The sequence below is a fragment of the Ensifer sp. Root423 genome (assembly GCF_001426275.1).
GTDB classification, from domain to species: Bacteria; Pseudomonadota; Alphaproteobacteria; order Rhizobiales; family Rhizobiaceae; genus Ensifer; species Ensifer adhaerens.
In genome coordinates, this window is record NZ_LMEG01000002.1 from 216269 (window position 1) to 232459 (window position 16191).

The window sequence follows — 16191 nt, forward strand, 5'->3', positions numbered from 1 at the left end:
ACAGACCATGACCGAGAAACTCGTCATCATCGGCAATGGCATGGCGCCGGGGCGCATGCTGGAGCACCTGCTGGAAAAGGCGCCCGGGCACTACGACGTGACCATTTTCAACGCCGAACCACGCGTCAACTACGACCGCATCATGCTGTCGCCGGTGCTGTCGGGCGAAAAGGATTACGAAGAGATCATCATCCACGGCGACGGCTGGTACATCAAACACGGCATCACGCTTTACAAGGGTCATCGCATCGTCGCGATCGACCGCGATGCCCAAACCGTGACCTCCGACCATGGCGTGACCGAAAGCTATGACAAGCTGGTGATCGCGACCGGTTCGGTGCCCTTCATCCTGCCGGTGCCCGGCAAGGACCTGCCCGGTGTCATCACCTATCGCGATCTCGATGACGTGCAGGCCATGCTGCTCGCCGCCCAGTCGCGCGAAAAAGCCGTCGTCATCGGCGGCGGCCTGCTCGGCCTTGAAGCGGCCGCCGGCCTTGCCGGTCGCGGCATGGACGTCACCGTTCTTCACGTGATGCCGACGCTGATGGACCGCCAGCTCGACCCGGCCGCCGGCTATCTCCTTGAGAAGGAGCTGGAAGGCCGCGGCATCAAGATCATCTGCAAGGCCAACACCAAGGCGATCGTCGGCAACGGCAGGGTCGAAGGCATCGAGCTCGACGACGGCCGCATCATTCCGGCGACGCTCGTCGTCATGGCCGTCGGCATTCGGCCGAGTGTCGGCCTTGCGAAGGAGGCCGGCCTTGCGATCAACCGCGGCATCGTCGTCGACCAGGGCATGCAGACCTCGGATGGCCGCATCTGGGCGCTCGGCGAATGTGCGGAAGTGGGCGGCATGGTCTATGGCCTCGTCGCGCCGCTTTACGAGATGGCCCGTGTCGCCGCCTCGCATCTGGCTGGCGACCGCTCCGCCGCCTTTGTCCATTCCGACACGCCGACCAAGCTCAAGGTCACCGGCATCGAACTTTTCTCGCTCGGCGACTTTGCCGATGGCGACGACCGCGAGGAGATCGTCCTGCGCGACGCCACGGCCGGCGTCTACAAGCGGCTGGTGCTGAAGGGCAACCGCATCATCGGCACCGTGCTCTATGGCGAAACATCCGACGGCGCCTGGTTCAACGATCTGAAGAAGAAGGAGACCGACGTCTCCGAGATGCGCCAGACCCTGATTTTCGGCCAGGCCTTCCAGGGAGGCGCTCCGCTGGACCCTATGGCGGCCGTTGCAGCCTTGCCGGATGATGCGGAAATCTGCGGCTGCAACGGCGTTTGCAAGGGTAAGATCGTTTCCACGATTGCCGACAAGGGCCTGACGTCGCTCGACGAGGTGCGCGCCCATACCAAGGCATCGGCCTCCTGCGGCTCCTGTACCGGCCTTGTCGAACAGCTGATGACGCTGACGCTCGGCGAGAGCTACAGACCGGCCGCCGTCCAGCCGATGTGCGGCTGCACCGATCTCGGCCACGACGACGTACGTCGGCTGATCAAGGCCAAGGGCCTGAAGACCATTCCCGCGGTCATGCAGGAGCTGGAATGGAAGACCTCCTGCGGCTGCGCCAAGTGCCGCCCGGCGCTCAACTACTACCTCGTCTGCGATTTCCCGGACGAATATGCCGACGACTACCAATCGCGCTTCATCAACGAGCGCGTTCACGCCAACATCCAGAAGGACGGCACCTATTCCGTCGTGCCGCGCATGTGGGGTGGGGTCACCAATTCCGGCGAGCTGCGGGCCATCGCCGACGTGGTCGACAAGTTCGAAATTCCGCTGGTGAAGGTGACCGGCGGCCAGCGCATCGACCTGCTCGGGATCGAAAAGGAAGATCTACCGGCCGTCTGGGCCGATCTCGGCAAGGCCGGTTTCATCTCGGGCCAGGCCTATGCCAAGGGTCTGCGCACGGTGAAGACCTGCGTCGGCTCGGACTGGTGCCGCTTCGGCACGCAGGATTCCACCGGGCTTGGCATCCGGATCGAAAAGTTCATGTGGGGTTCCTGGACGCCCGCCAAGCTGAAGATGGCGGTTTCCGGCTGTCCGCGCAATTGCGCGGAGGCCACCTGCAAGGACATCGGCGTCATCTGCGTCGACTCGGGCTTCGAGATCCATTTCGCCGGTGCTGCCGGGCTCGACATCAAGGGCACCGAGGTACTTGGCCTGGTGAAAAGCGAGGACGAGGCGCTGGAACACATCGTGGCGCTGACGCAGATGTACCGCGAGCAGGCCCGCTATCTCGAGCGCATCTACAAGTGGGCGAAACGAGTCGGGCTGGACGAGATCCGCCGCCAGATCATGGAGGATACGGACAAGCGCAAGGCCTACTACGACCGCTTCGTCTTCAGCCAGAAATTCGCCCAGGTCGACCCCTGGTCGGAGCGCGTCTCCGGCAAGGACAAACACGAGTTCCGGCCGATGGCGACGGTCGGCTTCCCCCAAGCTGCGGAGTGAGATGATGAACATGACCTGGCACCCGATCGGCGACATCTCGGACATTCCGCTGCGAGGCGCGCGCTGCGTGAAGACGCCTCAGGGCAAGATCGCCGTCTTCCGCACAGCCGAAAACGAGGTCTTCGCCATCGAGGACCATTGCCCGCACAAGGGCGGGCCGCTGTCACAAGGCATCGTCCACGCGAAGGCGGTCACCTGCCCCTTGCACAATTGGGCGATCTCGCTCGAAACCGGCAAGGCGCTCGGGGCCGACGAAGGCGCGGTGCGCACCATTCCGGTGCGTATTGACGGCGGCGTGCTGTTCATTGCGCTCGAAAGCCTGCTGATTGCGGCGGAATGACCATGGAAAAGGAGGTCAAGACCACCTGTCCCTATTGCGGCGTCGGCTGCGGGGTCATCGCGACGGTCGATGACAACGGCGCCGTCGCCGTGCGCGGCGATGCCGACCATCCCGCCAATTTCGGCAGGCTGTGCTCCAAGGGGTCCGCACTCGCCGAGACCCTCGACCTCGACGGTCGGCTGCTGCATCCGGAGATCGACGGATGCCAGGCTGGCTGGGACGAAGCGCTCGACCTCGTCGCCGCACGCTTTGCGGAAACGATTGCCGAACACGGCCCGGATTCGGTCGCCTTCTACGTCTCCGGCCAGCTGCTCACCGAAGACTACTACGTCGCCAACAAGCTGATGAAGGGTTTTGTCGGTTCCGCCAACATCGATACCAATTCACGTCTCTGCATGTCCTCGTCGGTTGCCGGTCATCGCCGTGCCTTCGGTTCGGATACGGTACCCGGGACCTATGAGGATCTGGAGCTGGCCGATCTGGTCGTACTTACCGGATCGAACCTTGCCTGGTGCCACCCCGTCCTCTACCAGCGCCTTGCCGCCGCCAAGGCGAAACGGCCGGGCCTCAAAATCGTTCTCATCGATCCGCGCCGCACCATGACGGCCGATATCGCAGACCTGCATCTCGCGATCCGGCCCGACGCCGATGTGGCGCTCTTCGTCGGGCTGTTCTCACATCTGGTTTCCAGCAATGCCGTCGACCAGAACTATGTCGCGGCGCATACGGCCGGCTTCGGTGATACCTTGCTCGCAGCAGGCGGTGTTTCGTTCGACGACGTGCTCGAGCGGACCGGCCTTCCGGCGATGCAGTTGCGCGAATTCTACCGGCTGTTTTCGACAACCGAGAAGGTCGTGACCTGCTACAGCCAAGGCGTCAACCAGTCGTCTTCGGGCACCGACAAGGTCAACGCGATCCTCAACTGTCACCTTGCGACCGGCCGCATCGGCCGGCCGGGCATGGGGCCGTTCTCGCTGACGGGGCAGCCGAATGCGATGGGCGGCCGCGAGGTCGGCGGGCTTGCGAACATGCTCGCCGCACACATGGCGATCGAAGATGCCGGTGATCGCGATCGCGTCCAGCGCTTCTGGCGTTCGCCAAAGATTGCCGAAAAGCCGGGGCTCAAGGCCGTCGATCTCTTCCGGGCGGTGGCAGACGGTCGCGTCAAGGCGCTCTGGATCATGGCAACGAACCCCGTCGTCTCGATGCCGGATGCCGACGCCGTCGAGGCCGCGATCAGGGCCTGTCCCTTCGTCGTGGTTTCCGACATCCTGAAAGAAACTGATACCGCCCGCCACGCGCATGTGCTGCTGCCGTCGCTCGGTTGGGGGGAAAAGAGCGGCACGGTCACCAATTCCGAACGCCGCATCTCGCGCCAGCGGGCGTTTCTCGCCGCACCGGGAGAAGCCCGGGCGGACTGGTGGCAACTGGCCGAGGTCGGTCGCCGCCTGGGCCATACCGATGCTTTCGCCTACGAAGCGCCCGCCGCGATCTTCCGCGAACATGCCGCGCTCTCGGCCTTCGAAAATGCCGGCAGCCGCGATTTCGACATTGGCGCCTATGCCGATCTTGCGCTTGAGGACTACGACGGGCTGACGCCCTTCCAGTGGCCCCAACGGCAAGGCCAGAAGCGCGCCGAAAGCCGTTTCTTTGCGGCGGGCAACTTCTATCACGCTGACGGCAGAGGCCGGTTCGTGGCCGTTCGCCCGGCAGAGACCGACCGCACCAATGCCGATTACCCGTTCACGCTCAACACCGGCCGCATCCGCGACCAGTGGCACACGATGACCCGCACAGGCAAAAGCGCGCGCCTCTCGGCCCATATCGCCGAACCGTTTGCGGAACTGCACCCGCGTGATGCGATGGAGATCGGCGTCGGCAACGCCGACCTTATCGAGATTGAAAGCCCTGAGGGCAAGGCGTTCGTGCGTGCGCTCATCACCGAGCGCCAGGCGCGCGGCAGCATCTTCGCGCCGATGCACTGGAACGACCAGTTTGCGGCGAAGGCACGCATCGATGTCCTCGTGCCGCCGATCACCGATCGTCTTTCCGGCCAGCCGGCATCGAAGAACATTGCGGTCGCCGCGCGAAAGTTCAAGGCGACGCACTACGCCTTCGCTGTCTCGCTGGCAAAGCCGGTCGATCCAGATGCTGCCTATTGGGCGCTGGCGAAGGCGGCTGGCGGCTGGCGATTGGAACTGGCTTTTGCCGAGCCGGTGGACGACTGGGCCGGCTGGTGCCGCCGCGTTCTTGCGATCCCGCAAGGCGTAGAGCCGCTCGGCTATGCGGATGCACAGACCGGCGACATCAGGCTCGCCTTCTTCGATGGTCCGCAGCTTCTCGCGGCCTTCTTCCTAGCGCGCGAACCGGTCGCCGTCGCGCGCAACTGGGCGATCGCACAACTCGGCGCTGACCACGCCAATCTGCGCAAGCGCTTCGCGCTCGTCGCGGGCCGTCCGGGGGCGGACAAGCCGGATCCCGGCGCCACCGTCTGCTCCTGCTTCGGTGTTGGCGTCAACCAGATCGTCGCGGCCGTACGCGGCGGTTGCCACAGCGTCGAGGCCGTCGGCGTGGCGCTCAATGCCGGAACCAATTGCGGCTCATGCCGCGCCGAAATCAGGGGGATCATCGATGGATGTCTTGCAGCAGCCGCAGAGTGACGGACCCGCCCGCATGGAGGCGCTCGCCAAGCTGCCCGTCTTCTGGGCGCTGGAGGGCCGGCGCGTCGTGGTGGCCGGTGCAACGGACGGAGCGATGTGGAAGGTCGAGCTTCTGGCCGCCTGCGGCGCCCGCGTCGACCTTTACGCTGAAGGGAACGACGAGGCGCTCGCGGCATTTGCCGGCCGTACCCCGCAACACCCCACCGCCAGCGTCACGCTAAACCGCCGGCACTGGGCGCCCGCCGATCTTGACGGTGCCGCGCTCGCCGTCGGCGATTGCGAGGACCAGGCGGAGGCGCGGGCATTCTTCGCCGCCGCCCGCGCGGCGGGCGTTCCGGTCAACGTCATCGACCAGCCGGACTTCTGCGAGTTCCAGTTCGGCTCGATCGTCAACCGCTCGCCCGTCATCGTTGCAATCTCGACCGATGGCGCCGCCCCGATCCTCGCCCAGACGATCCGCCGCAAGATCGAGACGCTGCTGCCGAAAAGCCTGAAGGCCTGGGCAGCGCTGGCCCAGTCTCTTCGTGGAGCGGTGAACCGCCGGATCGAACCCGGTCCCCGGCGCCGCCTCTTCTGGGAACGTTTTGCCGATCGCGTCTTTTCGACCATGGATACGCCGGAGGAGGGCGTAGGCGGGGTGCTTTTTGCTGATGCCGAAAGGCTCGCGGGAGCCCCCGCCATCGGTCACGTGACTTTGGTCGGCGCGGGACCGGGCGATGCCGAACTCCTGACGCTGAAGGCCGTGCGCGCGCTGCAAGCGGCCGATGTCATCCTTTTCGACGACCTCGTTTCTTCAGACGTGCTCGAACTCGCCCGGCGGGAGGCAAAGCGCATGCTCGTCGGAAAGCGCGGCGGCCGCGAAAGCTGCCGGCAGGAAGACATCAACGCCATGATGGTCAAGCTCGCCAAGGCTGGGAAACGCGTGGTGCGGCTGAAATCCGGCGACCCCATGGTTTTCGGCCGGGCCGGCGAGGAAATCGCCCATCTCGACCGCGAGAACATTCCCGTCGACGTTATCCCCGGCATCACTGCCGCAAGCGCCATGGCCTCCCGTCTCGGTCTGTCGCTGACCCATCGCGACTATGCCCAGTCGCTTCGGCTGGTGACCGGTCATTCCCGCCACGGCGGCCTGCCCGATGATGTCGACTGGGGAGGCATTGCCGATCCGCGCAGCACGGCGGTCTTTTACATGGGTGGCCGAACGGCGAGGCTGATTGCCGAAAAGCTTATCGGCGAAGGCCGTTCACCTGAAACACCGGCCGTGATCATGAGCGATGTCAGCCGTCCGACGGAACGCAGCTGGCGCGGCGCGCTCGCGACAATGCCCTTGGGCATAGCGGAGATCGGCTACGACAACCCGGTCCTCATCGCTGTCGGCGACGTGTTTTCGGCCCGAGACAAGCAGGCCGGATCGATCGAGTGCACTCTCGCAGGAGCATGCTGATGGGCATCTCCCTGGTGTTCATCGTTCTCGCCATCGGCCTCAGCTGGCCGCGTTTCAGGCTCATCTTCCTGGCTCAATCGAACGCTGCGCTGGCCGCAGCGCCCCTCACCATGGTTGCGAGTGCCGTGAACCTCTGCGCCATCGGCCTCGCTGTTGCAGAACACGGTCTGCTTTTCGGCGGATTGCTCATCGCCGGCGGTATGTTCTTCGCGAAAATAATGCAAGCCGTGCCTTCAACGCCGGGCATCTTGGCTTCAGCCCTGTGCCTTGCCGCCTACATCGAAATGACGATGACGGTCGTGGCGTGACGAGCTCAATGCTGCCCCTGAACAGACACCAGCGTCTGCTGACGCGCCAAGGGATATTCGAAGGCGTCGCCTCGTATCGACGTCCCGAATATCCCAAGGTCGCCACCGTAGGCTGGTTCTAAGCGCGCAGGCAGATCACGGCCATCTCCCAATTGAGGAATGAATGCCTGTACCGAACAAGTAAAGCCGCTGCCCCGCGGCCGACATCAGTCGACTGCCGTTTCCGATCCATCGCCGCTTTCGTCGAGTACGACCGTCTCGCCGAGCGGGGTCGCTGCAATTGACCTGATCTCTTGGGCGAGCGACGCCAGCTTGCGCGCAATCTCCTGCAATTCGGCGGTCGAGCCGGTGGCCTCGCAGGTATTTTCAACGCTCCGTTCGTCCATGTGCTCTTCCTCTTTCGAGTGGACGCAGGAGCGGAGCATATTTCTAATCTACTATATAAGGCCACAAGCCGTCGCGCGTTCTTCGTGCGGCGCACAGCCATAGGTATAGGCCGATCGATAAGCCGGCGATCACCCGCGACAGATCTCGATCCACGGCCGATTGGCCTTACCTGCAGCAATCAAGCCTATCGGCGATCTCGCAGGTCATCAAAACCTTGGAAGAGTGACATTCCGACGTTGCAGGAGCGAAAACTCGGCGACGTCAGGGTTTTCATCTGGATGCTAAATTGCTAGTTCTTTCTTTGTTCCTGCCCGACTCTTGGATGCAAATCGATGCGGGCAGTGACTGAGTGCGACGAAAACGAACGGGAACGCATGAGCGCCGCCTATCTCGAAAAACTCAATGACCGCCAGCGTGAGGCGGTCGAGCACGGTATCGGCTTGCCGGAAGGACAGGTCGGCGGCCCGCTTCTCATCATCGCCGGTGCCGGCTCCGGCAAGACGAATACGCTCGCCCACCGCGTCGCGCATCTCATCGTCAACGGTGCCGATCCGCGCCGCATTCTGCTGATGACCTTTTCTCGACGCGCAGCAGCCGAGATGACCCGCCGGGTCGCGCGCATCTGCCGCCAGGTCCTTGGCGACAACGCTGCAGTCATGACGGACGCGCTCTCCTGGGCCGGCACCTTCCATGGCATCGGCGCCCGGATCCTGCGCATCTACGCCGAACAAATCGGTCTCGGCCCGGATTTTACGATCCACGACCGGGAGGACAGCGCCGATTTGATGAACCTCGTGCGCCACGAGCTCGGCTTCTCGAAGACGGAAAGCCGCTTCCCGACAAAGGGAACGTGCCTTTCGATCTATTCGCGCGTCGTGAACTCTGAAAGCTCGATTGGCGACGTATTGAAGTCGGCCTATCCCTGGGTCACCGGCTGGGACGAACAGCTCAAGGCGCTGTTTGCGGCTTACGTCGATGCCAAACAGGCGCAGAACGTGCTCGATTATGACGATCTCCTGCTCTACTGGGCGCAGATGGTTTCCGATCCGGAGCTTGCCGAAGATATCGGCGGACGCTTCGATCATGTTCTTGTCGACGAGTATCAGGACACCAACAGGCTGCAGGCGTCGATCCTGATGTCGCTCAGACCGGGCGGCCACGGATTGACGGTCGTTGGCGACGACGCCCAGTCGATCTATTCTTTCAGGGCTGCGACGGTTCGCAATATTCTCGATTTCCCGAACGCCTTTTCGCCCGAGCCTGCCGACGTCATCACCCTCGACCGGAACTACCGCTCGACGCAGCCGATCCTCGCCGCTGCGAACGGCGTGATCGGCCTGGCGCGGGAGCGATTTACCAAGAACCTCTGGACGGACAGGCAATCGGAGCAGCGCCCGTTGCTCGTCGCCGTCAAGGACGAAGCGGATCAGGCCGCCTACATCGTGGAGCAGGTTCTCGCTGGCCGCGAGATCGGTATCGCCTTGAAGCAGCAGGCGGTGCTTTTTCGCTCGTCCAATCACAGCGGAACGCTCGAAGTCGAACTCACCCGCCGCAACATTCCGTTCGTGAAATTCGGTGGCCTGAAGTTTCTCGACAGCGCCCATGTGAAGGACCTGCTCGCAGTCCTGCGCTTCGCGCAGAACCCGCGTGATCGCGTCGCAGGTTTCCGGTTGCTGCAGATGCTGCCCGGTATTGGCCCACAGACCGCTGGAAAGATCCTCGATGCGATCGCCGCCGATCCGGAACCACTCGCGGCTCTTGCTGAGATCCCGCCTCCCGCCAAGACCGGCGAGAACTGGACCGGCTTCGTCGACCTGGTGTCCGGTCTGCGACGGGCCGAGCCTGGATGGCCGCAGGAGATTGGCGCTGCGCGCGCCTGGTATGAGCCCCATCTTGACCGGATCCATGAAGACGCCGACACGCGCAAGGCCGACCTGCTGCAGCTCGAGCAGATTGCCGGCGGCTACCAGAACCGCGAACGTTTCCTGACCGAGCTGACCCTTGACCCGCCCGATGCCACGAGCGACCAGGCGGGCGTGCCGCTGCTCGACGAGGACTATCTGATCCTGTCGACCATCCATTCGGCGAAGGGCCAGGAATGGCGCTCGGTCTTCATGCTCAACGTCGTCGACGGCTGCATTCCGTCCGATCTCGGCGTGGGTACAACTGCCGAACTCGAAGAGGAGCGGCGGCTGCTCTATGTCGGCATGACACGGGCACGCGATCATCTCTCCCTGGTGACGCCGCAGCGCTTCTTCACCCACGGCCAGAACGCCCAGGGCGACCGGCATGTCTACGCCTCGCGAACCCGCTTCATCCCGGCGACATTGCTTCAGTTTTTCGAGACGACGAGCTGGCCGAAGATCTCGGCAAGCGCCAGCGAGCGAAGCGCCAAGCAGATCCGCATCGACGTCGGCGCCCGCATGCGCTCCATGTGGAAGTGAGCGAAGGCGGTGGCGAGCTCGCGAATTGTGCGCTCGTGTCTGCAGACAGACCAAGCGAGGAGCGCGTGCCGCTCGCCAACCGCCGGTCTGTAGCGTTGTTAGCCTGGCAAGCTCGGCGGCGCGATAAACTGATAGTACGACCACACCGCAACCAAGGCGGCTATCAGTGCCAGCCAAATCAACGCCTTCCGCGGCACAGGGCTGGCCGGCTTCGCCTCCTTTTTCGGCTTTGGTCGTTCAAATTTGATGATGTTGTTGTCGTCCATTCGCTCCCATCCCGAGTAAACTCATACATGTCCCGGCGCGTTCAGCCAGCGCACCGCAATGACATGTACCGCCTAACGTCCTGATTTGGCATCAATAAGATGTGAAAGCAGGTTCGCGCCAATCCCAAGCAACATGGCATTCCAACGCCGTCGTCAAGCCTTCAGGCCCAGTCGTGGCAGGCAAGGGACGTCTGCATCAAGCCGCGCCGTCGCGGCCGAGCCAGGGATCGGGGCCTGGATCGCGGCCCGACGCAACCTGGCCCAGCCGCTCCAGATAATGTGCCCAGCCTTCCGCATGGCCGGCGCATTGTTCGGCGCTGGGCAGACCCGTTTGCGTAAGGCGCAGCAATGTTCCGGGCGGCTGCTCGATCAGGTCGATCTCGATCAGGCTCGAGCCGGGCGGGACAATGTCGCTGCCTTCCCAGCCGAAGCTATAGGCGAGCCGATGCACCGGCACGACCTCGCGGAAAGACCCGCGGGCAAAACGGGCCCCGGTTACGTTGACGAGATAGAGACCGCCGGGCTCCGCCTTGGTGTCGGCCTCCGTTCCCATCCAGCGCAGGATCTTTTCCGGGTCGGTCAAAAGAGCGAACACTGCGGCGGGTGGCGCCGGAATATGCGCTTCGCGGCGGACGACGAGGGCTTCTGGCATCGGTCTTCCCTTTGCTGATTGGCCTGCCTGCGGCTTGAGAGTCCTTCTGCAGGCTGCCGCAATCATAGACCGCCGTGACGGACGGCGCCACCGTCCGCCCCTGACTTGCGCGCAGCGCGGCGGCGGGAAAGGGCTTGTCCATAGGGCGCTCGACCCTATCCTCTTCGGCATGGATTTGTCCGCCCCCCTTGCCTGGCTCGTGGACGAGGCAAGCGCCTCGCAGGAGCCGGACCGATTCCTGTCCGACATTGGCCGCCGGCTCGTCGCCGACGGTCTGCCGCTCTCGGGCGGCGCGCTTACGCTCGCCGTGCCGCATCCGATCATCGCCCGCCGCACCTGGCTTTGGCGAGCCGAGACCGGCGTGGTGATCGAGAGCCTGGGCTTTGCCGGCGCCGTCTCCGACCGGGCGGGAGAGGAGTGGCTGGCCGGGCTCGGGCCACTGCTGCAACAATCGACCGGTTCGGGGAACGAACGCGCGCCGCTCGGCTGGGCCGGGACGCGCCCGTTCGGCCCGGAAGAGACGGCGCGGCTTGGTGATGTCGCGCGCTTTGCCGTCGCGCCCCTGGCGGTTCTTGCCGAGCGGGCCGCGCTCACCGCTCTGCTCGACGCCTATCTCGGCCGCCGCAGCGCCGCCCGTGTCCGCGCCGGAGCGCTCACCCGCGGCACCGGTGAAACCATTCGCGCGGCCCTGCTCTATGCCGATTTGCGCAACTTCACGGCGCTGTCCGAAACATCGGAACCCGCCGTGGTGATCGCGGCCCTCGACGCCTGGTTCGATCGCCTCGCCGGCGCGATCCATGCCTTTGGCGGCGAGGTGCTGAAATTCATCGGCGACGGCGTTCTGGCGATCTTTCCGGTGAGCGGCTCGCCGAGCGAAGCCTGCGACGCGGCCTTGCGCGCGGTCACCGCCGCGCGCGCCGGCATGGCGCATCTCGACCAGGCCCGGCAGGCCGAGGGGCTACCGCCGCTCTCCTTCGGCGTCGCCCTGCACCTCGGCGACATTCTCTGGGGCAATATAGGTGCCGCCGATAGGCTCGACTTCACAGCCATCGGCCCGGCGGTCAATCTCGTCAGCCGCCTGGAGGGCCTGTGCCGGCCGCTCGGCTGCTCCGTGCTGATCTCCGGTGCCGTGGCTGAGGCCGCGTCGACGCCGCTGCTGCCGCTCGGCGAGCATCCCTTGCGCGGCATCGCAGCACCCTGCGCCGTCTTCACCTTGCCGGACGCGTGACGCAGCCCTTCCACGGCCATGCCGTGAACGGCGAAGCGTCCGTCTTCGACGGTCACACGCGCGTGCGCTCCGCCACCCAGTCGGCGACAAGCGGGCGGTAGAGCCAGGGGATGTTGTTGCAGACGTGGTTGCCATCCTCGAAGATGTGCAGTTCGGCTCCACGCGCACAGATATCTGCGCATTTTACCGCTTCGGAGGGTGGAAAGATCTTGTCGCGTCCGCCGTGGAGGATGAGCGCCGGGGCGGTCGGCGGCGGGCAGCGCGCCAGCGTGAAACGGTCGGCACGTTCGCGAACATCCGCGCCCCCGAGCGAGAAGCGCATGTTGTCGCGATAGACCTGCGGCAGCGCGTCCCAGAACCCACCGAGATCGAAGAAGCCGTTGATGGAGACGACGCCGGCGAGCGTTGGCACGGACGCGGCGGCGCGCAGGGCAAGAAAGCCGCCGAAGGCCACGCCAACGAGCGCGACCTTGCCCGAAAGGCGCGGGTGCGCCTCTACCGACCGGATGGCCGCCTCAACCGCCGAACCGATGTCCGGGCGCAGCGTACCCATCGAACGGCCCTCACCCTGGCCGGGACCGTCGAGCGAAAGGGTCGCAACGCCGCGGGCATGAAAATGCCGCTCGAAGGCCGGGAATTCCTCCTTGGTCGAATCCGAGCCCGGGATGATCAGCGCCAGCGGGTGTGTGCCGTCTCCGTTCGGCACGCGAAGAACGGCCCGAAGCTCGCCGTCCTCAAAGGGCACAGCGACCATCTCGCCAGGCGGATCAAGCAAGGGTGCCGCGAGACGGTAGAGTTCCACCTTTCGCGTGGCGGCCCTCGCCTTTGCCTCCAGATCCTCGAAGGCCATGAATTGTCCGAAATGATAAAAAAGACTGGCGCGGGCATAGGCTTCGCCGGCGGTCACGTTGCGGCCGGCGACCAGAGCCGCAGCGCCGAGCTCTGCGTGACGCTCGCCCTCCTCGCTCCAGGCAGCAAGCCACTTCTGCCAGACGCCGGCTCGCTCGATGACGGCACGTGCGGTTGCCGACGGGATCCCGGCGACCTCCATGCGCGGGAGCCAATGCTCGACGACACTGACCAATCGGTTCTCATTCTGCGTCATGCATGTTCTCCCGCATGATGTAATTGCTTGGGTCCGCCCCCGACGATACGTGTTCGACGGAGACCGGCTGGAGATCCCCGGGATAGCTCCGGGCTTTCGCGCGATAGCGTTGCGCCCCGATCGACAAAGCTTCGGCCGTCTTTCCGTCAAGAACGCGCACGACCTGGGCGGGCACCCCGAGGACCAGAGAGCCGTCCGGGATGACCATGTTTTCCCGCACCAATGCGCCGGCGCCGATCAGGCATCGCTCACCGATCTGCGCGCCGTTGAGGATCGCCGCCCCCATGCCGACGAGGCTTCCCTTGCCGATCCGGCATCCGTGAATTGTGGCGTTGTGTCCGACGGTAACATCCTCGCTTATCTCCACGGGGTATCCGGGATCGGTGTGAACGACGCATCCGTCCTGGACGTTGCAGCCGCGCCGAAGGATGATCGGCTCGTTGTCGCCGCGCAAGACGGCGTTGAACCAGATACTGACATCCTCTTCGAGCCACACGTCGCCGATCACCACGGCGCCGGGCGCGACGTAAAATCGTCCATTGGCGGGAACGCGCGGCGCGCGCGCGCCCAGCTGGTAAAGACCCGATGAAACCATCAAATATTCTCCGTTCTGCGGCGGCGCTCAGGTCGGCATGGCGAGCAGGATGGACGCCGGCGCATTGGTGCGGTTGGCGAGCGCACGCGCCTCGCCGGGCGCAAGCCGGCAACTGTCGAGAAAGCCGAGCGTGACGCACTCGCTGCCGGTTTCGACCGTCACCTCTCCGGCAACGACGATGTAGATCTTCTCGACCGTGGCGTCCTTCAGCGACGTATGACCACCGGGCAGGAGGTGCGACAGGCCGATCCAGATCGTATCGGTTGCCGTCGCCTCCTTTCCCTGGAGCCGCAGGCAGTGCATGCCGTAGTGCTCCGGCGCCTCATAGGATCTGGCATCGCCGTAGCGCGTCACCTGCATCGTCCGCTCCTCCTCAGGGCACCAGCAGCACGCGCTCGGGCGTGCCGCGCAGCACCGAGGCGTAGGCCTTGGCGGCGTCGGCAAAGCCATAGACGGTCGCCGGATTGATCGGGAACGGCTTCAACTTGCCTTCCTCGAACTTCGGCTTGAGCTTGTCGAAGATTCGGGCACCCTCGACCGACGACAGCGCCAGCGTGTCGATGCCGATATATTTGTGACGCCCGCGGAAGAAGTTGAAGATATCGAACGGCACGGCGCGGTCGAAGGTGGAAATGAAGACCTGGCGCGCCTGCTTCGCCATCGCGTTGTTGGCGATCTCGAAATAGGGACTGCCGACCGTGTTGAAGACGATGTCGGCCCCGTGGCCGCCGGTCTTTTCGCGCACGATCGCCGCAACGTCATCCTTGGCGCTGTTGAGCATTTCGACCGGCGCGTTGGTGTGCGCCAGAAGCGGCTGCTCATTGTACTCGACCGCAAAGACCTTGGCGCCGGCCATGGTCGCGAGCTGGATGACCGCCTGCCCGACCTTGCCGTTGCCGCCGCAGACGAGCACGACATCCGTCGGCTGCACGCCGCCGGCTTCGCGCAGGCCCTCAAAGGCGGTGATGAACGGCACGCCGATCGAGCCCGCTTCCTGCATGGTGAAATTCGCAGGCTTGGCGCGCACCGCTTTCTGGTCGAGCACCATCCATTTGGCGTGGCTGCCGTCCTGGGTGATGCCGAGTTCGCCGCCCCCGCCCCAGATTTCCATGCCGATCATCGACGACGGTCCTTCGCGCACGATGCCGCCGAAGTCGCGGCCCGGCGTGCGCGGCCAGATGGCGTGCGGCATGTGCCCGAGGGATGCCTTCACGTCGCTGGGATTGACCCCCGCCGCGACGATCTCGACCAGCACCTGCCCGGGACCCGGCCGCGGCACCGCGACATCGACGACGTCGATCTTGAGATTGTCGAGATCGGGGGATTTTTCCGTCACCCTCAGCGCTCGGGCGATCTTCGCGTCCACCTGAATGTTCATTCTATGCCTCCTTGCAGAAATCGATGCCTATGCACGCAGTCCGAGAATTTCGCGGGCCTGGGAGGGCTCGGCGATCCGGCCGCCGAGCTTCTCGATCAGGTCTCTTGCCCGCTCGACCAGTTCGCCATTGCCTTTGGCGAGCACGCCCTTGGCGATGTAGGAGTTGTCCTCCAGGCCAACCCGAACGTGACCGCCGAGCAGATAGGCCTGAACGGCCATCGGGAACGACATTCGACCGACGCCGAAGCCGGTCCAGACGGCGTCGCCGGGCAGCATGCGCGCCGCGGTCGCCATCACGTCGGTGGTCGAGGGAAAGCCGTATTTGACGCCGGTGACGATCGTGAACATCGCCGGCGACTTCAGCACGCCGGCTTTCAGGAGGTCCTGCGCGAGCTGGATGTGGCCGGTGTCGAAGACCTCAAGCTCCGGCTTGGAGCCCGCCTCGTTGATAATGTCGGCCATGATCTTGACGTTGGCCGGCGTGTTGATGACGACCTCGGAGCCGAAGGTCATGGTGTTGAGGTCGAGCGTGGCGATATCAGGCTTCAGCGCGACGATGTGCTCGACCCGCTTTTCCGGCCGCATCAGCGTCGTGCGTGGTCCGGCGACCGCCGGGTTCTCGTCGCTCGGGTGGTAGCGGCCACCGGGCCCGGTCGTGACGTTGAGGATCAGCGCCGTGTTCTTGGCCCGGATGAGCTCGACGACCTCGCGGTAGTACTTTAGCTCCATGGAGGGCTTTGCCGTAACCGGATCGCGCACGTGGATGTGGGCGATCGCCGCGCCGGCATCGGCCGCCTCCAGGCAGGCATTGGCGATCTCTTCGGGCGTGACGGGAAGTCCGGGATGGTTTTCCCGCGTCGTAAGATTGCCCGTGACCGCGCAGGTGATGATGACGTTCTGCTGCATCACAAGCCTCCCGCGCCAGG

Annotated in this window: 15 protein-coding genes; 7 read left to right on the plus strand and 8 right to left on the minus strand. The window is 64.7% G+C overall.

What is annotated here, in order from left to right:
• Positions 1-7: 7 nt before the first annotated feature.
• Genes nirB through ASD01_RS04920 form a run of 5 tightly spaced genes read left to right on the plus strand, consistent with a single transcriptional unit; the run spans position 8 to position 7210 of the window.
• Positions 8-2458 carry a nitrite reductase large subunit NirB gene (gene nirB, locus ASD01_RS04900; RefSeq protein WP_060643607.1) on the plus strand — a complete coding sequence of 817 codons (2451 nt, stop codon included), beginning with the start codon at positions 8-10 and terminating at the stop codon, positions 2456-2458.
• Positions 2459-2462: 4 nt separating this feature from the next.
• A complete protein-coding gene (nirD, locus tag ASD01_RS04905; protein WP_371273748.1) occupies positions 2463-2798 on the plus strand; it encodes a nitrite reductase small subunit NirD in 336 nt (111 codons plus the stop codon).
• Between the two features lie 2 nt (positions 2799-2800).
• A complete protein-coding gene (locus ASD01_RS04910; protein ID WP_034789796.1) occupies positions 2801-5458 on the plus strand; it encodes a nitrate reductase in 2658 nt (885 codons plus the stop codon).
• Complete coding sequence (cysG, locus tag ASD01_RS04915) at positions 5430-6902, plus strand: siroheme synthase CysG (RefSeq protein WP_034789798.1); 1473 nt, start codon at positions 5430-5432, stop codon at positions 6900-6902. Before ASD01_RS04910 ends, cysG begins: the two co-directional genes overlap by 29 nt.
• A complete protein-coding gene (locus tag ASD01_RS04920) occupies positions 6896-7210 on the plus strand; it encodes a hypothetical protein (protein WP_034789799.1) in 315 nt (104 codons plus the stop codon). The genes cysG and ASD01_RS04920 overlap by 7 nt, the downstream gene beginning before the upstream one ends.
• Positions 7211-7416: 206 nt before the next feature.
• On the opposite strand, the gene ASD01_RS04925 is transcribed toward ASD01_RS04920, so the two are convergent.
• A complete protein-coding gene (locus tag ASD01_RS04925; RefSeq protein ID WP_034789801.1) occupies positions 7417-7596 on the minus strand; it encodes a hypothetical protein in 180 nt (59 codons plus the stop codon).
• Between the two features lie 375 nt (positions 7597-7971).
• Between ASD01_RS04925 and ASD01_RS04930 the strand changes: the two genes are divergently transcribed.
• Positions 7972-10041 (plus strand): ATP-dependent helicase, encoded by a 2070-nt coding sequence (locus ASD01_RS04930; RefSeq protein WP_034789803.1) that lies wholly within the window; start codon positions 7972-7974, stop codon positions 10039-10041.
• Positions 10042-10139: 98 nt separating this feature from the next.
• Here ASD01_RS04930 and ASD01_RS35940 read toward each other — a convergent pair whose 3' ends face one another.
• Together ASD01_RS35940 and ASD01_RS04935 are read right to left on the minus strand one after the other, a co-directional pair.
• Positions 10140-10307: a hypothetical protein gene (locus ASD01_RS35940; RefSeq protein WP_089042981.1), complete on the minus strand. Its 168-nt coding sequence runs from the start codon at positions 10305-10307 to the stop codon at positions 10140-10142.
• Positions 10308-10503: 196 nt separating this feature from the next.
• Positions 10504-10959, minus strand: coding sequence for an SRPBCC family protein (locus tag ASD01_RS04935; RefSeq protein WP_034789805.1), 456 nt, complete (start codon positions 10957-10959; stop codon positions 10504-10506).
• Between the two features lie 169 nt (positions 10960-11128).
• Here ASD01_RS04935 and ASD01_RS04940 point away from each other — a divergent pair, with 169 nt between their 5' ends.
• Positions 11129-12187, plus strand: coding sequence for an adenylate/guanylate cyclase domain-containing protein (locus ASD01_RS04940; protein ID WP_034789808.1), 1059 nt, complete (start codon positions 11129-11131; stop codon positions 12185-12187).
• A gap of 52 nt (positions 12188-12239) precedes the next feature.
• Here the strand turns inward: ASD01_RS04940 and ASD01_RS04945 are convergent, their stop codons facing one another.
• Genes ASD01_RS04945 through ASD01_RS04965 form a run of 5 tightly spaced genes read right to left on the minus strand, consistent with a single transcriptional unit; the run spans position 12240 to position 16171 of the window.
• On the minus strand, positions 12240-13292 hold the full coding sequence (locus tag ASD01_RS04945) for an alpha/beta hydrolase family protein (protein ID WP_060643608.1): 1053 nt from the start codon (positions 13290-13292) through the stop codon (positions 12240-12242).
• On the minus strand, positions 13279-13887 hold the full coding sequence (locus tag ASD01_RS04950) for a gamma carbonic anhydrase family protein (RefSeq protein WP_063979487.1): 609 nt from the start codon (positions 13885-13887) through the stop codon (positions 13279-13281). The genes ASD01_RS04945 and ASD01_RS04950 overlap by 14 nt, the downstream gene beginning before the upstream one ends.
• A gap of 27 nt (positions 13888-13914) precedes the next feature.
• A complete protein-coding gene (locus tag ASD01_RS04955; protein ID WP_034789812.1) occupies positions 13915-14247 on the minus strand; it encodes a cupin domain-containing protein in 333 nt (110 codons plus the stop codon).
• 13 nt (positions 14248-14260) lie between these two features.
• Positions 14261-15265, minus strand: a complete 1005-nt coding sequence (locus ASD01_RS04960; RefSeq protein ID WP_051659175.1) for a quinone oxidoreductase family protein — start codon at positions 15263-15265, stop codon at positions 14261-14263.
• Positions 15266-15292: 27 nt separating this feature from the next.
• Positions 15293-16171 (minus strand): beta-keto acid cleavage family enzyme, encoded by an 879-nt coding sequence (locus tag ASD01_RS04965; protein ID WP_034789814.1) that lies wholly within the window; start codon positions 16169-16171, stop codon positions 15293-15295.
• Positions 16172-16191 lie beyond the last annotated feature (20 nt).

Excerpts from the sequence above, each read along its gene's own strand:
- nirB (WP_060643607.1), top strand. The coding sequence starts at position 8 with ATGACCGAGAAACTCGTCATCATCGGCAATGGCATGGCGCCGGGGCGC.
- ASD01_RS04965 (WP_034789814.1), bottom strand. The coding sequence starts at position 16,171 with ATGCAGCAGAACGTCATCATCACCTGCGCGGTCACGGGCAATCTTACG.
- ASD01_RS04940 (WP_034789808.1), top strand. The coding sequence starts at position 11,129 with ATGGATTTGTCCGCCCCCCTTGCCTGGCTCGTGGACGAGGCAAGCGCC.
- nirD (WP_371273748.1), top strand. The coding sequence starts at position 2,463 with ATGAACATGACCTGGCACCCGATCGGCGACATCTCGGACATTCCGCTG.
- cysG (WP_034789798.1), top strand. The coding sequence starts at position 5,430 with ATGGATGTCTTGCAGCAGCCGCAGAGTGACGGACCCGCCCGCATGGAG.
- ASD01_RS35940 (WP_089042981.1), bottom strand. The coding sequence starts at position 10,307 with ATGGACGACAACAACATCATCAAATTTGAACGACCAAAGCCGAAAAAG.
- ASD01_RS04945 (WP_060643608.1), bottom strand. The coding sequence starts at position 13,292 with ATGACGCAGAATGAGAACCGATTGGTCAGTGTCGTCGAGCATTGGCTC.
- ASD01_RS04955 (WP_034789812.1), bottom strand. The coding sequence starts at position 14,247 with ATGCAGGTGACGCGCTACGGCGATGCCAGATCCTATGAGGCGCCGGAG.
- ASD01_RS04960 (WP_051659175.1), bottom strand. The coding sequence starts at position 15,265 with ATGAACATTCAGGTGGACGCGAAGATCGCCCGAGCGCTGAGGGTGACG.
- ASD01_RS04920 (WP_034789799.1), top strand. The coding sequence starts at position 6,896 with ATGCTGATGGGCATCTCCCTGGTGTTCATCGTTCTCGCCATCGGCCTC.
- ASD01_RS04930 (WP_034789803.1), top strand. The coding sequence starts at position 7,972 with ATGAGCGCCGCCTATCTCGAAAAACTCAATGACCGCCAGCGTGAGGCG.
- ASD01_RS04950 (WP_063979487.1), bottom strand. The coding sequence starts at position 13,887 with ATGGTTTCATCGGGTCTTTACCAGCTGGGCGCGCGCGCGCCGCGCGTT.
- ASD01_RS04925 (WP_034789801.1), bottom strand. The coding sequence starts at position 7,596 with ATGGACGAACGGAGCGTTGAAAATACCTGCGAGGCCACCGGCTCGACC.
- ASD01_RS04910 (WP_034789796.1), top strand. The coding sequence starts at position 2,801 with ATGGAAAAGGAGGTCAAGACCACCTGTCCCTATTGCGGCGTCGGCTGC.
- ASD01_RS04935 (WP_034789805.1), bottom strand. The coding sequence starts at position 10,959 with ATGCCAGAAGCCCTCGTCGTCCGCCGCGAAGCGCATATTCCGGCGCCA.